This window comes from Glycomyces sp. YM15, assembly GCF_016918015.1.
Lineage (GTDB): Bacteria > Actinomycetota > Actinomycetes > Mycobacteriales > Micromonosporaceae > Glycomyces.
This window is the reverse complement of record NZ_JAERMK010000009.1, coordinates 192,045-209,526: the sequence shown is the minus strand read 5'-3', so window position 1 is coordinate 209,526 and position 17,482 is coordinate 192,045. Positions and strand designations below refer to the sequence as shown.

The window sequence follows — 17,482 nt, the reverse complement described above, 5'->3', positions numbered from 1 at the left end:
ATCCGCCGCGCCCGCGGTCGCATCGGACCCGTTCGGGGACTCGGCGGTCCCGCACGCCGCGAGCGCACCCCCCCCCCCCCCCCCCCCCCCCCCCCCCAACACCCCCCCCCGGGGGGGCCCCCCCCCCGCCACCCCCCCCCCCCCCCCCCCGGCGGGTCCCACCCCGGGGGGGGCGCGCCCCCCCCCCCCCCCCCCCCCCGCAACACGACAGCATCACCGGCCGCAGCAGGCTGTCGATCATTGTCCGTTCAGGACAACTTGAACAGTGCCGAGCTGTGCGGCTGGAGCTTCACCCGCAGATGATCCCCCGGCACGATGTCCGAGCGGCTCCAGCAGTCGCGCACATGCACCGGCTGCGCCAGCCCCAGCGTTTCCCAGGGCAACTGCAGCTCGGCCGCTTCGGAGCCGCGGTTGAAGACCGCCGCGAAGGCCCCATCGGCGGAGGCCCAGGCGACGTGCCGGCCCTCGCGCCAGACCTCGCGGGCGTCGGCGGAGTGGCGCTGGGCCGCCAGCACTTCGGGGTTCGTCAGCAGTTCGATCGTTTCAGCGCTCGACGTCGGCAGATCGGCGCCGACCATCAGCGGTGAGCGGGCGATGCACCACAGGGTGAGCATCGTCCGCTGCTCGTCGGGCGTCAGCAGGCTCTGCCTGGGCTCGCCGACCTCGGCGCGGATACCCATGTGCCCCAACGGGAGCATGTCGGCGTCGGGCCAGTGGCCCGGGCCCGCGAAGGGCGACCAGTCGCGGAGCAGGTCGAACTGGGTGTCGATGTCGCGCCAGCGGTCCCACAGATCCGCCGAGATGCGCCACAGGTGCGAATGCGCCTGCAGGTGCTCGGCGTGGTCGGTCGAGAGGCTCATCCCGGGGGAGAGGCTGAGCACGATGTCGCGGTCGACCGCGTCGACCGCGTGCCAGAACGCCTCGACCTCGTCCTCCCAATAGGGGGCGATCATGTCGTCGGCCTTGATGTAGTCCACGCCCCATGCCGCGAACTGGCGGACCAGCGCGTCGTAGTAGGCCTGCCCGCCCGGGTGGGAGTGGTCGATGCCCCAGTTGTCGTCGATCCACGAGGAGACCCGCTCGCGGTCGGGGATCTGCGCCGCCGAGTACTCGCTGCCCTTGATGGGGGTGTCCGCCGCGACCGCTTGGCGCGGGATGCCCCGGAGGATGTGGACGCCGAACTTCAGACCCAACGAGTGCACGTAGTCGGCGAGGGGCTTGAACCCGGCCCCGTTCGCGGCCGACGGGAAGCGGTTCGGGGCCGGCTGGGGCAGGCCGTACTCGTCGAGGGTGAGGCGGGTGCCGAGGTTGTAGCCGCCCGCGCGGGCCGCGGGGTCGTACCACTGGATGTCGACGACCACGTACTCCCAGCCGTGTCCGGCCATGTGCTCGGCGATGAAATCGGCGTTCGCGCGGGTCTCGGCTTCGGTCACTGAAGTTCCGAACACATCCCATGAATTCCAGCCCATGGGTGGCGTAGCAGCGAGTCGGGTCACAGAAACCTCCTCGGGGGTCGGGGCCCATTACGCTACCCGCGCCCGCCGACGCCCCTGACCACGCCTCCGGAAGGGGTTGCGGCCCTTGGGTTCGGCCAGTTCAACCCCGTGCGAAAGGGAAGGCGTGCCCGCGGAGGGCCGCCGTCACGTTCGCGGCAATGCCGCATGGAGCGAGTGACCGGCGGTGCTGTACAGTGTTCACGGCGGTGCGCAAAGTGCACCTCCTGGCCAGGTAGCTCAGTTGGTACGAGCGACCGCCTGAAAAGCGGTAGGTCGCCGGTTCGATCCCGGCCCTGGCCACCACTCGAATCCCGTTCGCCGGTCGTGAGACCGACGGACGGGATTTCTTGCTGCAGGGGGTTGCCGCAGGCCTTGTGACTGCCGACATGCGGGCATCGCGTGAGGTGAACGTCCGCGATGAATACACTGGTCGCGAATGTCCCCCGAGACGCGGCGGGCGTCCGCATCACGCAGAGGGATCCACGGCATGGCAACACGCAAGACCCTGCTCTCCATGGCGGCCGACTCCTGGCCCGTCGCCAAGGAGGAACTCCTCCACCATGTCGAGGACGCCGTCGAGGTCCGCCGCGTCGGCGAGGAGTCCGCCGTCATCGAGACCGCGCACTCCACCGCCAAGGACCTCGCCGTGCTCGCCAGCCGGGCGCCGCTGGTCTTCCCGCGGCACCTCACCAACGTCGTCGCCGAATACGACCACGCCGCCACCGGGCTCGAATCGGTCGTCGACTTCCTCGACACCGCGATCCGGGAGTACGCGACCTCCGAGGTCGCTCTGCAGATCTGGTTGAGCGGCAAGACCGCCTACAAGTTCAGCCGCCACGACGCCTGGGAGCGGGCCGCCCAGGTCCTGACCGACCGCGGCTACCAGGTCACCCGCACCGGCAGCCCCGTCGCCGTCTCCATCTGCTTCACCCCCAAGACCGCGATCGTCGGCGTCAACCGCGTCGCCGACAGCCTCTCCTCCTGGCCCGGCGGCGAAGTCCGCCTCTCCAAGACCCCCGACCAGGTCTCCCGTGCCGAGTTCAAACTCGAAGAGCTGTTCAAGGCCTATCCGATCGACGAGGGCATCGAGCCCAAGGGCACCGCCCTCGACTACGGCGCCGCGCCCGGCGGCTGGACCCGCATCCTCGCCGAACGCGGCTACCGCACCACCGCCGTCGACCCCGGCGACCTCGATCCGCGCGTCCTGAAACTCCCCGGCGTCGTCCACGAGCGCACCACCGCGGGCAACTTCCTCCGTGAGACCGGGGACCGGTTCGATCTCCTCGTCAACGACATGAAGATGAGCCCCGACCGCTCCAGCCGCCTCATGGTCGACTCCGCCCGACTCCTCAAACCCTTCGGCGTGGCCGTGACCACGCTCAAGACCGGCGCCCACCACGTGCTGGAGCAGATCGACGAGTCCTTCGCGATCCTCGGCGCCGCGTACGACATCGAGTTCGCAAGGCAGCTGCGGCACAACCGCAACGAGCTCACCGTGGTCCTCCGCCGCTTCGACTGAACGCGAGCGCCCGCCGCGGAGCCTGGCTCGAATTGGGGATATCGGCGTCGGCCCGTCATGACAGAGTTGTGACGGGGGGTTCTAGCGTTGCGAATCCAATCGCCGAAACAGGAGCCGTCGCATGAAGCCACTCCGCGATGACCAGCCGCGGGAGATCGGGCCCTACCGGGTCCTCGCCGAACTCGGCGAGGGAGGCATGGGCCGCGTCCTCCTCGCCGCCGCAGGCGACGGACAACTGGTGGCGCTCAAGGTCATGCGTCCCGACCTCCTCCACGACCCCCAGTTCCGGTTCCGCTTCCGCCGCGAGGTCATCACCTCCCGCGAGGTCGCCGCGAGCCGTTGGACCGCCGCCGTCCTCGGCTCGGACGAGCACGCCCCCGAACCTTGGCTCGCCTCGGAGTTCTTCCACGGCCCCACCCTCGCCGAAGCCCTGAACGCCAACGGGCCCTTGGATGAAGCCTCCACCAGGCGCCTCATGCACGGCCTCGCCGCCGCGCTGGCGGAGATCCACTCCTACGGTGTCGTCCATCGGGACCTGAAGCCCTCGAACGTGATCCTCGCGGACGACGGCGTGCGCCTCATCGATTTCGGGATCGCGCGCGTCACCGAGGAGGCCGGGGGCGAGGCTTCGATCACGCAGACGGGCGCGCTCATCGGAGCGCCCGCGTACATGTCGCCCGAACAGGTCGCGCGGCAGTCCATCGGGCCCGCCTCGGACCTGTTCTCCTTGGGCACCACGGTGATCACCGCGAGCACGGGCGTGAATCCGTTCGATGCCCCAGCGCTGTACGAGATCATGAACCGGGTCGTGCACGGCGACCCCGGTCTCGAGCGTCTGCCCGAGGCGCTGCGGTTCCTGGTCGAACCCTGCATGCGCAAGCAGCCCGCGGAGCGGATCAGCGCGGCCGAGCTGGTGCTGCGCATCGGTGAGCCGTTGGCCGCGCCGTGGCCGCCCGCCGTCGCCGCTGCGGAGCAGCGGCAGCGGGCCGAGGTCGCCGAGCTGGCCCGCCGTCACGGCTGGGACACGTTGGTGCGTCCTGACCGGACGGTGGTGATGTTCGGCCCGGGCATCGTCCCCGCGCGGCCGGGGCCGTCCGAGCCGGCGCCGATCAGCTATGCGCCTGAGCCGCCGTACATGTCGGCGCCGCAGGGGTATGCGCCCGTGCCGCCCGCGGCTCCGGCGTACGCGCCCGCGAACCCGGTTCATGCGCCCGCGGGCGCGCCGACGCAGCCCGGCGGGCCGGTACTGCCGCCGGCTGGTCCCTATCTGCCGCAGCAGGGCCCGAAGCAGGACCGGACGGTCTTGTACGCGGTGCTCGGGGTGCTGGCCGTGGTGGTCATCGCGTTGATCGTGGTGCTCCCGAACCTGGGCGGGGACGCCGGCGAGGACCCGGACCGGGCGCTGAGCGACGGGGCGTCGGACGGGGACGGCGGTGGCGACTCGGGTCTGGGCGGTGAGGAGACCGATCCGGTCGAGACCGAGACGGATCCGGTGGTCGCCGCGGTGGTGGGCGACTGCTTCTGGGATTACGGCGATGCGACCTCGGCGGACCTCGAACCGTCGTCCTGCGAGGACGGGAGCTTCGAAGTGGTGGAGGTCGTCGACGGCACCACTGACCTGTCCTCGTGCGATTCGGTCGACGACGTGACGACCAGCGTCTCGTCTTCGGCGGGGAACCTGGTGCTGTGCTTGAGTTACCTGCACCCCAACGGGGAGGCGTATCACGCGGAGGTCGGCGAGTGCGTGTTCGGGCCGAACGACAGCGTCTCGGAGTGGTATCCGATCGACTGCCAGGAGGGCGCGTTCGAGGTGCTGGAACGCCTTGAGGGCGTGAGTGATCCGGGTTCGTGCTCGGCGTCGGTGTACTACAACCAGAACTACACGTTCACCACCGCGCAGTCCTATCTGGATGTGGTGTTGTGCTTGAGCATGATCTATCCGGACGACATGGGGTACGCGACGCAGGACGACTGCATGTCGATGAGCGGTGACCCGGATGCGGGGACGGCGTTGTTCACGTTCGCGGACTGCGACAGCGCGAACACCTATGTCACCGGTCGCATCGACGAGTACGAGAACCTGGACTGGTGCGGGAACGACGGCTGGAGCACCTGGATGAGCAATGACTTCCCGGAGCACGCCTACACGGTCTGCTGGCGTTACCTCTAGGTCCAAAATAGACTGGAGCGTCCTGTAGAGTCCTACGACTTCCTTGGGGGCGTGGGTGATCCGGTTCCACCGGCCCTGCTCTAGCGCGCGCAAGTGAGTTGGTATGATCTTTGCAGACTTGTCTTCGAGGGGTAGAGCCCTGGCCGTCGTCACCGTCGGCCAGGGCTCTTTTTTCGCGCCCCGGGGCGTCCTCGGCTCACGCGAGCCTTCCGAGCAGGCCCAGAACCGCGTCGGCGATCGCCTCGGGCGCGTCTTCGGGGGCGTGGTGCCCGACCTCCTCGCCGATGCTCGCGACCTCCAGGCCCGCCACGTGCTCGCGGGCCCATGCGATCATCGCGGGCGAACCGAGGCCGTTCGGGCCGGCCGTGAGCAGGAGCTTCGGCACGTCGGGGGTGCGCGCCATCCAGTCGCCGTAGGCCCTGAAGCGCTCGGCCACCGCGGCCGGTTCGTGGACGCCGCCGTCCTCGGCGAGCGGAATCTGCCTGGGCCAGGCCAGGAGCGGCTTGCGCGAGGCCGGGTCGGGATAGGGCTTGCGGTAGACGGCCAGGTCCTCGTCCGAGATGCCGCCGTTGGTGGCGCGGAGGGCGTTCTCGATGAACCAGTTCTCCTCCAGGGCCATCTGTTCGCCCGCGCCGGGGGTGCGCAGGGTGCGGAAGAACTCGACGGCTCCCGCGGGGAACTCGCTCCAGGTCATGGGCCGCAGGAAGGTCTCCATGAGGACGACGCCTCGCGCCCGCCCGGGACGCTTCGCGGCATGTCTCGAAGCGGCCCAGTCGAGGGCGAGCGAGCCGCCCCAGTCGTAGCCGACGAGGACGGGGTTCGCGACGCCGAGCGCTTCGAGGAAGGCCTCGAGGTACGCGGCGTGGTCGGCGTACTCGTAGGCGATGTCGGGTTTGCCGGAGGCGCCCATGCCGATGAGGTCGGGGGCGATGACGCGGGCCGCGCCGGAGATCCGGGGGATGACGTGCCGCCAGATGTGCGACGAGGTCGGGTTGCCGTGCAGGAGCACCACGGTGGTGTCGCCTTCGCCGGCTTCGACGTAGGACAGGTGCGAGTCGAGGAGGTCGACGGTGTTCATGGTCTGGGGTCCCTTTCGGTTGCGGTGGGGCGGTTCAGAGGGCCCGGTCGAGGGCGGTGGTCAGGGCGACCGGCTCGACTCGGAGCCGGTCGAAGCGCCAGCCGTCCTCGGTGCGGCGGGCCCGGTAGTGGTGGATGCCGGCGGCGATCGCCGCCGTCTCGTCGTCGTAGATGAAGACGCCGATGTCATGGGCTCGGACCGTGGCGGTGTCGCCGTCGAGGTCGATGATGACGCCGGTCTTGTTGTGCAGGGTGCTCGCGATGGTGTCGTGGCCCTTGTCCACGAGTGCGATCAGCGCTTCGATGCCGTGGGCTTCGCCGCGGAGGGACGAGGCGACGACGTCGTCGGTGAAGAGGCGGTCGGTCTGGTCCCAGCGCGCCTCGTCGATCCACACGCTGTGGCGGGCGACGAGGTCGTCGAGCGCGGCGCGGTCGGCGAGTTCGCGGATGAGGGTCGCGGTGTCGGTGCTGTCGAGGGACACGGGAACGCTCCTTGGATTCGTTCGTCTGACTAACGGTTTTGGGTGCAGTGCGGCCCTGTCGCGGATCGCGAAGGGGCGCTACAGGGTCTGCTCGACGCCGACGGTGCGGGCGATCGGGGTGACGGCGATGCTCGAGAAGCGCCAGCCGTCGGCGGTGCGGCGGGCGCCGAACCGATAGCGGGCCTCGACGAGCTGGACGGCCTTGCGTCCGTTGACGATGAACACGGCTTTGACGCCGCAGTCGACGACGGCTTCGTCGCCGGCCAGGTCGATGATCGGGCTGTGGATCGCGTGGACCGTGCGGTCGTACTCGCCGTGGCGGCTGATCGCGTGCTCGGCGACGGCCTCGGCGCCGTGGACGTGGCCGCCCGGGGTGCGGGCGACCACGTCGGCGGTGAAGATCTCGGCGGTCCGGTCCAGGGCGCGCTCGTCGAGCCAGAGACTCTGGCGGGCAAGGAGTTCGGTGATCTCGGCGCGGTCGGCGAGTTCGCGGATCAGGGTTTCGGCGGTGCGCATGAAGGGCTCCTTAAATTGATTAGTGTTACTAACGTTCGTGTTGCTAACGAATATACATCGTTAGGAACACTAACGCAAGCGGGCTAGGATCGATCCATGGACAACAACGCTGAACTGCGGTTCGACCTCGGGGACAAGACACCGCAGCCGCTCAAGCGCCAGTTCTCGCGCCTCATGGGCATGACCGCCGCACAGGTGAGCAAGGTGGCCCAGGAAGCGCTGGCCGCGGTCGGCGCGACGAGGTTCCACTTCGTGGTGCTCGCGACGCTCCACCAGTTCGGGCCCTCCAGCCAGGCCGCCATCGCCGACCGCACCGGGATCTACCGCTCAGACCTGGTCGCGGTGATCAACGCGCTGGAGCACGGCGGCTACGTGCAGCGCGGACCCGACCCGGCCGACAAGCGCCGCAACGTCGTCACCATGACCGAGGCCGGAGCCGGACGCTTCGCCGAACTCGACGGCCTCCTCGCCGGCGTGCACGAGCACGTCATGGCGCCGCTCAGCGAAGCCGAGCGCGAGCAGTTGTTCAGCCTGCTGACCCGCGTCAACGCCCACCTCGCCGGGAGCTTACGGTCAGCGCAGCCGCCGCAGCACCTGCTCCTTGAAGGCCGTGAACGGCGGGTACACCACCCGCATCGTGTCCGGCGCCAACGGCTTGTCCAGCACCGACTTCGCGTGGCTGAACGTCTCGATCGAGGCCTTCCCGTGGTACGCCCCGAGCCCGGAGCGCCCGACCCCGCCGAACGGCAGGCCCGGGACGTCGATGTGCGCCATCGGGACGTTGAAGCCGACCGCGCCTGACGCCGTGCGGGTCAACAGCTTCCGCCGTGTCAGGTCCGAGTTCGTGAAGGCGTACAAGGCGAGCGGCTTCTCGCCCTCGTTGACGTAGGCGATCGCGTCGTCGATGGTGTCCACGGCGAGGATCGGCAGGATCGGCCCGAACACCTCTTCGCCCATCACCGAGTCGTCAGGAGTGATGTCGGCGAGGACGGTGGGCGCGATGTAGCGGCTCTCCCGCTTGTGCCCGCCGCCGATCACGAGCCGGCCTTCGCCGAGGAACCGCGCGAGGCGGTCGAACGCCCCCTCGTCGATGACCCGGCCGAAGTCGGGGCTCTCGCTCGGCGAGTGGCCGTACATCTCCCGCACGGCCTCCGCCAGGTGCTTCTCCAGCTCGGGGCCGACGCCGTCGACGGCGAGCACGTAGTCGGGGGCGATGCAGGTCTGCCCGGCGTTCATGAACTTGCCCCACGCGATGCGCCGCGCGGCCGTCGCCAGGTCGGCGCCCGGTTCGACGATCGCCGGGCTCTTCCCGCCCAGTTCGAGTGTGACGGGCGTGAGGTGCTCGGCGGCGGCCTTCGCGACGATCTTGCCGACCCGCGCCGAACCGGTGAAGAAGATGTGGTCGACCCGCTCCGCCAGCAGCGCCGCCGTCTCGAACGGGCCGCCCTGCACGACGGCCACCGCGTCGCCGTCGAGGTACTCGCGGATGAGCCGGTCCAGCACCGCCGCCGTGGCCGACGCGGCCTCGCTCGGCTTCACGACCACCGCGTTCCCGCAGGCCAATGCGCCCGCGAGCGGGGCGAGGAGCAGCTGCACCGGATAGTTGAACGGCCCGATGACGGTGACGACGCCGAGCGGTTCGCGCAGCACGTACGCCTTCGCGGGCTGGAGGTGCGGCGGCGTGTGGACCCGCTTGGGCCGGAACCAGGTCCGCAGGTGCTTGCGCAGCGCCCGCACCTCGGCGGCGACGAAGTCGATCTCGGCGAGGAACGACTCGGGGGCGGACTTGCCGAGGTCGGCCCGGAGGGCGTCGGCGAGTTCGTCTCCGGCTTCGCGCAGCATCCGGTCGAGGCCCTTGAGCTGCTCGAGCCGCCACGGCAGCGGCTTGGTGCGTCCGGTGGCGTAGTGCGCGCGGAGTCGGGTCACCGAGGAGTGAATGTCGTTGCCGGTCATGCCATGAGCCTAGCGGGAATCGCCTCGGGGCGGGAGGGCCGCGCACGCGCCCGGTGCCCTCCGATGCTGCCAGGGACAATGGGGACGATCAACGGTGTGTGGGCGGTTCCATCGGATCGGTGAAGACGCACTGCCGCGCAGGCGGTTTGTGAAACCATGCGCCCATGGCCGCCGTCAAGGGAAACCCGCTGCTCGCTCCCCATGTCATCGCCCCGATCCTCGGGGTGGCGGTACTGGCCGGGGTCTGGGGCCGGGAGCTCGGTGCGCCGCTGGTGATCCTCGCCGCGCTCGCCCTCGTCGCCACCGTCCTCGCCGCGGTCCACCACGCCGAGGTCGTCGCCCACCGCGTCGGGGAGCCCTTCGGCTCCCTCGTCCTCGCCGTAGCCGTCACCGTCATCGAGGTCGCGCTCATCGTCACCGTCATGGCCGGCGGCGGCTCCGAAGCCGAGACCCTCGCCCGCGACACGGTGTTCGCCGCCGTCATGATCACCACCAACGGCATCGTCGGCATCGCCCTCCTCGTCGGCGCCCTCAAATTCGGCACGACGCTCTTCAACCCCGAAGGCAGCGGTGCGGCCCTCGCCACCGTGGCCACGCTCGCGACGCTCGGTCTGGTGTTGCCGACGTTCACCACCAGTGAGTCCGGCCCGGAGTACTCGTCGTCGCAGCTGGTCTTCGCCGCGCTCGCCTCGATCACGCTCTGGGGTCTGTTCGTGTTCACGCAGACGGTGCGCCATCGCGACTTCTTCCTGCCGGTGACGGAGGGCGGGGTCGTCGCCGAGGAGTCGCATGCCGAGCCGCCGAGCGGGAGGACCGCGCTGCTGAGTCTCGTGATGCTCATGGTCGCGTTGGTGGGCGTCGTGGGTCTGGCGAAGGCCGAGTCGCCGGCGATCAAGGCCGGGGTGCTCGCGGCGGGGTTCCCGGCGTCGTCGGTGGGTGTGGCGATCGCGCTGCTGGTGCTGCTGCCGGAGTCGATCGCGGCGATTCGCGCGGCGTCGCGCAACCGGATCCAGACCAGCATCAACTTGGGCTACGGTTCGGCGATCGCGTCGATCGGTCTGACGATTCCGGTGATCGCGGTGGCGTCGTTCTTCATGGACGGGCCGCTGCTGCTGGGTTTGGGTTCGACGGAGATCGTGCTGCTCGGTCTCACGGTGGTCGTCAGCGTCCTGACGATCGTGCCGGGCCGGGCGACGCGCTTGCAGGGCGGCGTGCATCTGGCGCTGCTGGCGGCCTATCTGTTCCTGGCGGTCAACCCTTAGCGGCCGGTGTAGACGTCCCAGGTCAGGCGGGCCAGGAGTGCGAGGACGACGATCACGAGGACGATGCGCACGAACTTGCTGCCCTTGGACATCGCGGTGCGGGCGCCGAACCAGGCGCCGAGCATGGTGCCCAGGCCCATGACGGCGCCGAGCAGCCACCAGATGTTGTCCTGGGCGGCGAAGACGATGAGCGCGCCGAGGTTGGTGGTCGCGTTGACCACTTTCGTGTGGGCGGCGGCGGCGAGGAAGTCCATGCCGAGGAGGGTCGTGAAGGCGACGGCGAGGAAGATCCCGGTGCCGGGGCCGATGATGCCGTCGTAGAAGGCGATGGCGAGTCCGCACACGACCATGACGGCGGCGCCGCGCAGCCGGGTGTGCAGTTCGGGTTTCGCTTCGAGGCCGAGTTGCGGTTTCGCGGCGACGAGGACGAGCACGGCGAGGAGTACGGCGATGATGATGGGTTTCAACGCGTCCGAGGAGACCGAGAGGGCGGCGAGGGCGCCCGCGCCGGAGCCGAGCAGGGCGAGGCCGACGGTGGGCCACAGCAGCCGGTGTTCGAGTTTGATCTTGCGGGCGTAGGCGATCGCGGAGGTGGTGGTGCCGAAGACGGAGGCCATCTTGTTCGTGCCCAGCATGAGCGCGGCGGGTGCTGTGGGAAAGGCCACCAGGAGCATGGGGAGCTGGATGAGGCCGCCGCCGCCGACGACCGCGTCGACCCATCCGGCGAAGACGGCCGCGGCGATGAGCAGGGCGAACAGGCCGGGGTCGATGTCGAAGGGCACCTCGCCAAGTTACTTGCCGAGCGGCTGGCAGACACGCCGATGAGGTGAGGAACACGTGTCGGTGTGTAATCGTCTGATATCAACAGGTCATGGACATGACGAAGCCTATGACCCACTTGGTGAAACGCGGCTACGAGTATACGTTCGACCCCGATGAGCAGCAGCGGCGGAACCTGGAGGAGACGCTGGAAGCGGTTCGGGCCGTGTACAACTGGTCGCTGTCGGTGTTCCAGCGTGAGTGGCGCGCGAAGGGGGAGAAGATCTCGTACGCGGAGATCTCGGCCCGTCTCACGAAATGGAAGAACCAGCCCGCGAACCGGTGGGTGAAGGTCTATTCGTCGGTGCCGCTGCAGCAGATCGCGCGGCAGCTCCACACGGAGTACCACTCGTTCCTCAACGGCCGCTGCCGTGAGCCGGCGCCGAAGGAGCACGGGGAGCAGACGCAGCTGGTGTACTCGCGGGCCGGCTACTACCTGAAGGGCCGTGAGGTGAAGCTCGCGAAGCACCAGGCGCCCTTGGACATCATGTGGGGCCTGGAGCGGCCGAGCCGGGACGACATCACGTCGATCACCGTCAACCGCGAGGGCGACGGGCAGTGGAAGCTGTGGATCGTGGCCGAGGAGTTCATCGAGGTGCCTCGCCAGAAACCGCCGGAATGCGGCGAGTGCGGGCGGGTCCTGGAGGACTGACCCGCGAAGCGGACGGGCCCGGCGGTGCGAACCGCCGGGCCGCTTCGCGTTCAGGGACAGCCGGTTCGGGGCGCGGGGTCGAGGATGCGATGTTCAGGGTGCTGCGGCCGCGGACGCGAAACGCCCGGTCGGGGTGCCCTTCCCAAGGCCCCGACCGGGCGGTCGGATTCGGGCCGGCGCCCCTCGCGGGCGCACCGGACCGGATCGCTGTCGAGAAGCCGCGGGCCTGGCGGCTACTCCCGCCCGCCGCTCTCAACGCGTCTTACTTGCGCAGCTCCGCTACCGCGGTGGCGAGGCGCTTGCCGTAGTTCTCGTCGGCCTTCGCGAAGTTCGCGATGGCGCGCTCGGCGATGTCGTCGCGGCTGACCTTCGCGATGAACCCGGCGAGGTTCGCGATGAGGCGGTCCTGCTCGTCCTCGCTCATGAGGCGGTAGAGCTTGCCGGCCTGCACGTAGTCGTCGTCCTCGGCGTGCTTGGGGGTCTCCCACTCGCCGGTCGGGCCGCTGAGCTGCGTCGGGCCCCACAGCGGCCGGCCGGTCTCGTACGGGCCGCCGAAGGAGTTCGGCTCGTAGTTCTTCTGGCCGCCGTGGCGCCCGTCGTAGCCCTGGCCGTCGCGGTTGCCGTTGCGCGCGACGGTGGCGTGCGGGCGGTTGACCGGCAGGTGGTCGGCGTTGACGCCGACGCGGTAGCGGTGCGCGTCGCCGTACGCGAACAGGCGGCCCTGCAGCATCTTGTCCGGCGACGGGCCGATGCCCGGCACGAAGTGCGCGGGGGAGAAGACCGACTGCTCGACCTCGGCGAAGATGTTCTCCGGGTTGCGGTTGAGCTCGAGCTTGCCGATGGTGATGCGCGGGTAGTCCTCGTTGAGCCACACCTTGGTGAGGTCGAACGGGTTGTACCGGTAGGTCGCGGCCTCGGCGGCGGGCATGATCTGCACCTGCACGGTCCAGGACGGGAAGTCGCCGCGCTCGATCGACTCGCGCAGGTCGCGCTGGTGCGAGTCGGGGTCCTCGCCCGCGAGCTTGTTGGCCTCGTCCTGGGTGAGGTTCTTGATGCCCTGGTCGGTCTTGAAGTGGTACTTGACCCAGAACTGCTCGCCGGCCTCGTTGACCCACTGGAAGGTGTGGGAGCCGAAGCCGTCCATGTGGCGGTAGGACGCGGGGATGCCGCGGTCGCCGAACAGCCAGGTGACCTGGTGGGTGGACTCGGGGGAGAGGCCCCAGAAGTCCCACACGTTGTCGGCCTCCTGCGAACCGGTGTACGGGTCGCGCTTCTGGGTGTGGATGAAGTCGGGGAACTTGATGGCGTCGCGGATGAAGAACACCGGGGTGTTGTTGCCGACGAGGTCGTAGTTGCCCTCTTCGGTGTAGAACTTCAGGGCCCAGCCGCGCGGGTCGCGGCGGGCGTCGGCGCCGCCGAGGGAGTCGGCCACGGTGGAGAAGCGCAGGAACGTCTCGGTCTCCTTGCCCACCTGGGAAAGGAACTTGGCCTTCGTGTACTCGGTGACGTCGGCGGTCACGGTGAAGGTGCCGTAGGCGCCCGCGCCGCGGGCGTGGACGACGCGTTCGGGGATGCGCTCGCGGTTGAAGTGGGCGAGCTTCTCGAGCAGCACCTGGTCCTGGATGAGCAGCGGCCCGCCGACGCCGGCGGCCTCGCTCTGGTTGTTGTTGGAGATCGGCGCGCCGGACTCGGTGGTCAGCGGCCCAGCAGTGTTGTCGAACTGCTCGCTCATAGCGTGGCCCTCTCTTGTGTTCGCAGATCCCCGCAGCACGGCCGCTGGCGGAATCCTTGGTTTCGACACGATCCTAGCTTAGACTAAGTCTAAGACAAGATCCAGTCCAGGGTAAGTAGTGCCACAGCGTTTCGCCTGCTAGAGTGGTGTTCAATGCCCCGACCGCGTGAGAGAACAGTATGAGCGACCTCGTTACCCGACTTCGGCGCCACAACTGGCGCATCACTCCTCAGCGACGCGTGATCGCTGAGACGCTCGAGGGCTCCCACGTGCACTTCACCGCCGAGCAGATCCTGGAGCGCGCGGTCGAGCGCATGCCCGAGCTCTCGCGCGCCACGGTCTACAACACGCTCAACGAGATGGTCGCGCTCGGCGAGGTCCTCGAGCTCACGCTCGACGGCCGTTCGAAGCGCTATGACCCGAACGCCGACCACGAGCACCACCACCTCATCTGCGAGGGCTGCGGCCTCATGAAGGACGTGCACGCCATGGCCGACCCGGTGGACTGGCTCCCGGGCGACGAGCGGCACGGCTTCAGCGTCACCCGCGCCTCGATCACGTACCGGGGCCTGTGCCCGGAGTGTCGAACGGCCGCTGCTGAAGGCGCGCAAGCCTGAGGGGCGCGAGCACGCTCGAGTGACGGCTGCGCGGACGGACTGTCGCGCTCTAGTCGCGCTTCGGTGACGAAACGGTCACGACCACGCCATTGGCTTGCTTTGTCCTATTCCGCTCCGTTACGGTCGGCGGGCCGTCGGCGACCCTGAACCGGTGGCGCACACCCTGCTCGCCAACCAGGTTCAGGTCACGAGCCTGCCCGCCGCCCGATCGAAGGAGCCCCGAGTGGACGACCTCGTCAAGCAGATACTGACGGTCAACGACCAGTTCTGGCAGTGGGGCATCATCCCGCTGATCGTCATCACCAGCGTGATCTACCTCGTCGTCACCAAGGGCGTGCAGTTCCGCCTGATCGGCCAGATGTTCCGCGGGCTCCGCGAGGACCCGGGCGACCTGCCCGACGGCACGAAGAACATCTCGGCGTTCCAGGCGTTCGCGGTCTCCTCCGCGGCCCGCGTCGGCACCGGCAACATCGTCGGCGTCTCGGCCGCCATCGCCGTCGGCGGCCCCGGCGCGGTCTTCTGGATGTGGCTCATGGCGATCGTCGTCGCCGGCACCGCCTTCGCCGAGTCCACGCTCGCGCAGGTCTACAAGGAGCGCACCGCCGCGGGCGGTTTCAAGGGCGGCCCGGCCTACTACATGAAGCACGGCCTCGGGCTCCCGTGGATGGGCGTGATCTTCTCGGTCATCCTCATCTTCACCTACCCCTTCAGCTTCAACATGGTGCAGGCCAACACGTTCACCGGCGCGGTCAACGACTCGCTCTCCGGCATGGGCGTCGCGACGAGCGACGGCACCTCGGTCGTGGTCGGCATCGTGCTCGCCTCGCTCACCGCCGTGGTCATCTTCGGCGGCCTCAAGCGCATCGCCCACGTCACCCAGATCGCCGTGCCCTTCATGGCCCTGGTCTACCTGCTCATCGGCACGGCCGTCGTGGTCGTCAACGCCGACCGGATCCCCGGCGCGGTGTCGGACATCTTCAACTCCGCCTTCGGCATCGAGCAGTTCGCCGGCGCGACCATCGGCACCGTCCTCATGATGGGCGTGCGCCGCGGCATGTTCTCCAACGAGGGCGGCATGGGCTCGGCGCCGAACGCGGGCGCGACCGCGTCGGTGTCCCACCCGGTCAAGCAGGGCCTCACCCAGGCGTTCGGCGTCTACTTCGACACCCTCTTCCTGTGCACCATCTCGGCGTTCATCATCCTGACCACCAGCCCGGTCTACGGCGACTCGAACGTCAACCTCGTCACCCGCGGCGTCGACGCCGCCCTCGGCGGCTGGGCCCTCCAGATCATGGCGCTCATCCTGGTGCTCTTCACCTTCACGTCGGTGGTCGGCAACTACTACTACGGCGAGGCCAGCGTCAAGTACCTGTTCGACCGGCCCTTCATGGTCCACGGTCTGCGGATCATCGTGGTGGGCCTGGTCTTCCTCGGCTCGATCGCCTCGCTCGACACCGTGTGGAGCTTCGCCGACGTCACCATGGGCCTCATGGCCACGGTGAACCTCATCGCCGTGCTCGCGCTGTCCGGTGTGGTCGTGAAGGTCCTGCGCGACTACGACCGGCAGCGCGGCGAAGGCCTCGACCCGGTGTTCACCCGCGAGGCGGCGCCCGGCTTGAAGGGCTTGCGCGTGTGGGAGTCCGAGACCGCCGAGGAGGCACCGGCTCCCGCATACGAAAAGTGACGACACTTGTACATGCGGCCTATGCGTCGATAGGCTCTCCCGCATGGAGCAGTCGAAGGAACCGTGGAAGTCACCCATCTGGCGCTCGGAGCCGGCGTTCCTCTACTCGCGAAGCTCGTTCGCCCGTTACGTAGGCCGCCCCGCCGCCGAGTTCCTCAAGATCGAACCGGCGGCGGGCGTCGTCCTCGTCGCCTGCGCCGTCGTGGCCATGCTGTGGGCGAACTCCCCGTGGGCCGACTCCTACACGGCGGTGTGGGGCCTCGACATCACGTTCGCCTTCGGCGACTTCGAACTCCACCACACGTTCAAGGACTGGATCAACGACGGCCTCATGGCCATCTTCTTCTTCGTCGTGGGCGTGGAGATCAAGAGCGAGATCGTCTCCGGTGAACTCTCCAACCCCCGCAACGCCGTCCCGCCCATCGCCGCCGCCGTCGGCGGCATGGCCGCGCCCGCCCTCATCTACATCGCCCTCAACAGTGGCGGCGCGGGCGCCGACGGCTGGGGCATCCCCATGGCCACCGACATCGCGTTCGCCGTCGGCGTCCTCGCCCTCTTCGGCTCCCGCATCCCCTCGTCGGCGCGGATCTTCCTGCTCACCCTCGCCATCGTCGACGACCTCGGCGCGATCGCCGTCATCGCCCTGTTCTACACCGACGACCTCTCCATGCCCTGGCTCGCCGCGGCCGGCGTCCTCACCGCCATCGCGATCCTGCTGCGGATCCTCAACGTCTGGTCCGGGCCCGTCTACCTCATCATCGGCGTGCTCCTGTGGCTCGCCATGCTCGAATCCGGCGTGCACGCCACCATCGCCGGCGTCATCATGGGCCTCATCATCTCCGCCAAGCCCCTCCTCGACCCGCAGGTCGCCCACGCCGAAGCCCAGCACATGGCCAAGGGCGGCCTCACCGCCGAGGAGACGGAGCAGCTCGTCAAGTTCGCCCGCGACGCCGTGCCGCCCACCGAGCGCGTCCAGGCCCGCAACCACCGGTTCTCCTCGTTCGTGGTCCTCCCGCTGTTCGCCCTCGCCAACGCCGGCGTCGCCCTCTCCTCCGACCTGTTCGCGACCGCGCTCACCTCCACGGTGACGCTCGGGATCATCCTCGGCCTCGTCGTCGGCAAACTCGTCGGCATCACCGCCGTCACCTGGATCGTCGTGCGACTCGGCTGGGGCCGCATGCCCACCGGCACCACCTGGCCGCTCCTCGCCGCCATCGCCATGGTCGCCGGCATCGGCTTCACCGTGGCGCTGTTCATCACCGAGCTCGCCTTCCGCGGCGGCGGCGCCCAGCTCCTCACCGACGAAGGCAAGATCGGCGTCCTCTGCGCGTCCTTCATCGCCGCCGCACTCGGCGCCCTCGCGGTCCACCTGACCGCCCCGAAGACCCCGCAGTCCGAGGAAGATCCCGAGGACCAGCGGGCTGTGGAGGACGCCGCGAACGCGGGGTTAGGCTTGGCCCACTGCTTTCACAGCGACTCGACCCTAGAGTGAGAACCCTACTT

14 protein-coding genes, 1 tRNA gene and 1 pseudogene are annotated in these 17,482 nt (G+C 69.1%); 9 read left to right on the top strand and 7 right to left on the bottom strand.

Translation table 11 applies throughout. From position 1 onward, the window contains the following. Nucleotides 1-248 precede the first annotated feature (248 nt). Nucleotides 249-1,469, bottom strand: a complete 1,221-nt coding sequence (locus JHY01_RS12440) for a glycoside hydrolase family 27 protein (RefSeq protein WP_240192708.1) — start codon at nucleotides 1,467-1,469, stop codon at nucleotides 249-251. A 253-nt stretch (nucleotides 1,470-1,722) separates the two neighbouring features. Between JHY01_RS12440 and JHY01_RS12435 the strand changes: the two genes are divergently transcribed. The 3 genes from JHY01_RS12435 (at nucleotide 1,723) to JHY01_RS12425 (ending at nucleotide 5,185) form a co-directional block, all read left to right on the top strand. Then, nucleotides 1,723-1,799 (top strand) — tRNA-Phe (locus JHY01_RS12435). A 184-nt stretch (nucleotides 1,800-1,983) separates the two neighbouring features. Beyond that, on the top strand, nucleotides 1,984-3,015 hold the full coding sequence (locus JHY01_RS12430) for an SAM-dependent methyltransferase (protein ID WP_205325960.1): 1,032 nt from the start codon (nucleotides 1,984-1,986) through the stop codon (nucleotides 3,013-3,015). Nucleotides 3,016-3,136: 121 nt separating this feature from the next. Further along, nucleotides 3,137-5,185, top strand: coding sequence for a serine/threonine-protein kinase (locus tag JHY01_RS12425; protein WP_205325959.1), 2,049 nt, complete (start codon nucleotides 3,137-3,139; stop codon nucleotides 5,183-5,185). A gap of 196 nt (nucleotides 5,186-5,381) precedes the next feature. Here JHY01_RS12425 and JHY01_RS12420 read toward each other — a convergent pair whose 3' ends face one another. The 3 genes from JHY01_RS12420 to JHY01_RS12410 form a co-directional block, all read right to left on the bottom strand. Then, complete coding sequence (locus tag JHY01_RS12420; RefSeq protein ID WP_205325958.1) at nucleotides 5,382-6,263, bottom strand: haloalkane dehalogenase; 882 nt, start codon at nucleotides 6,261-6,263, stop codon at nucleotides 5,382-5,384. Between the two features lie 34 nt (nucleotides 6,264-6,297). Then, nucleotides 6,298-6,744, bottom strand: coding sequence for a nuclear transport factor 2 family protein (locus tag JHY01_RS12415; protein ID WP_205325957.1), 447 nt, complete (start codon nucleotides 6,742-6,744; stop codon nucleotides 6,298-6,300). A 78-nt stretch (nucleotides 6,745-6,822) separates the two neighbouring features. Beyond that, nucleotides 6,823-7,260 (bottom strand): nuclear transport factor 2 family protein, encoded by a 438-nt coding sequence (locus JHY01_RS12410; protein WP_205325956.1) that lies wholly within the window; start codon nucleotides 7,258-7,260, stop codon nucleotides 6,823-6,825. 96 nt (nucleotides 7,261-7,356) lie between these two features. Between JHY01_RS12410 and JHY01_RS26645 the strand changes: the two are divergent. Then, nucleotides 7,357-7,683: pseudogene (locus tag JHY01_RS26645) on the top strand (MarR family winged helix-turn-helix transcriptional regulator); the annotation flags it as partial. A 150-nt stretch (nucleotides 7,684-7,833) separates the two neighbouring features. On the opposite strand, the gene JHY01_RS12405 reads toward JHY01_RS26645, so the two are convergent. Next, a complete protein-coding gene (locus JHY01_RS12405) occupies nucleotides 7,834-9,213 on the bottom strand; it encodes an aldehyde dehydrogenase family protein (RefSeq protein WP_205325955.1) in 1,380 nt (459 codons plus the stop codon). A gap of 164 nt (nucleotides 9,214-9,377) precedes the next feature. Between JHY01_RS12405 and JHY01_RS12400 the strand changes: the two genes are divergently transcribed. Further along, a complete protein-coding gene (locus JHY01_RS12400; protein WP_205325954.1) occupies nucleotides 9,378-10,475 on the top strand; it encodes a calcium:proton antiporter in 1,098 nt (365 codons plus the stop codon). Here the strand turns inward: JHY01_RS12400 and JHY01_RS12395 are convergent. Next, the gene (locus tag JHY01_RS12395; RefSeq protein ID WP_374199525.1) at nucleotides 10,472-11,245 is read right to left on the bottom strand and encodes a TSUP family transporter; all 774 of its coding nucleotides are present in this window, start codon (nucleotides 11,243-11,245) and stop codon (nucleotides 10,472-10,474) included. The genes JHY01_RS12400 and JHY01_RS12395 overlap by 4 nt on opposite strands. 107 nt (nucleotides 11,246-11,352) lie before the next feature. Here JHY01_RS12395 and JHY01_RS12390 point away from each other — a divergent pair, with 107 nt between their 5' ends. Continuing rightward, entirely contained in the window at nucleotides 11,353-11,946 is a 594-nt protein-coding gene (locus JHY01_RS12390; protein WP_205325952.1) for a helix-turn-helix domain-containing protein, read from the top strand. 262 nt (nucleotides 11,947-12,208) lie between these two features. Here JHY01_RS12390 and JHY01_RS12385 read toward each other — a convergent pair whose 3' ends face one another. Beyond that, nucleotides 12,209-13,678, bottom strand: a complete 1,470-nt coding sequence (locus JHY01_RS12385) for a catalase (RefSeq protein WP_205325951.1) — start codon at nucleotides 13,676-13,678, stop codon at nucleotides 12,209-12,211. 179 nt (nucleotides 13,679-13,857) lie between these two features. Here JHY01_RS12385 and JHY01_RS12380 point away from each other — a divergent pair, with 179 nt between their 5' ends. The 3 genes from JHY01_RS12380 (at nucleotide 13,858) to nhaA (ending at nucleotide 17,471) form a co-directional block, all read left to right on the top strand. Next, the gene (locus JHY01_RS12380; RefSeq protein WP_205325950.1) at nucleotides 13,858-14,295 is read left to right on the top strand and encodes a Fur family transcriptional regulator; all 438 of its coding nucleotides are present in this window, start codon (nucleotides 13,858-13,860) and stop codon (nucleotides 14,293-14,295) included. 151 nt (nucleotides 14,296-14,446) lie between these two features. Beyond that, nucleotides 14,447-15,979, top strand: a complete 1,533-nt coding sequence (locus JHY01_RS12375) for an alanine/glycine:cation symporter family protein (protein WP_307814412.1) — start codon at nucleotides 14,447-14,449, stop codon at nucleotides 15,977-15,979. Nucleotides 15,980-16,022: 43 nt separating this feature from the next. Beyond that, nucleotides 16,023-17,471, top strand: a complete 1,449-nt coding sequence (gene nhaA / locus JHY01_RS12370; protein WP_205325949.1) for a Na+/H+ antiporter NhaA — start codon at nucleotides 16,023-16,025, stop codon at nucleotides 17,469-17,471. Nucleotides 17,472-17,482: the final 11 nt, after the last annotated feature.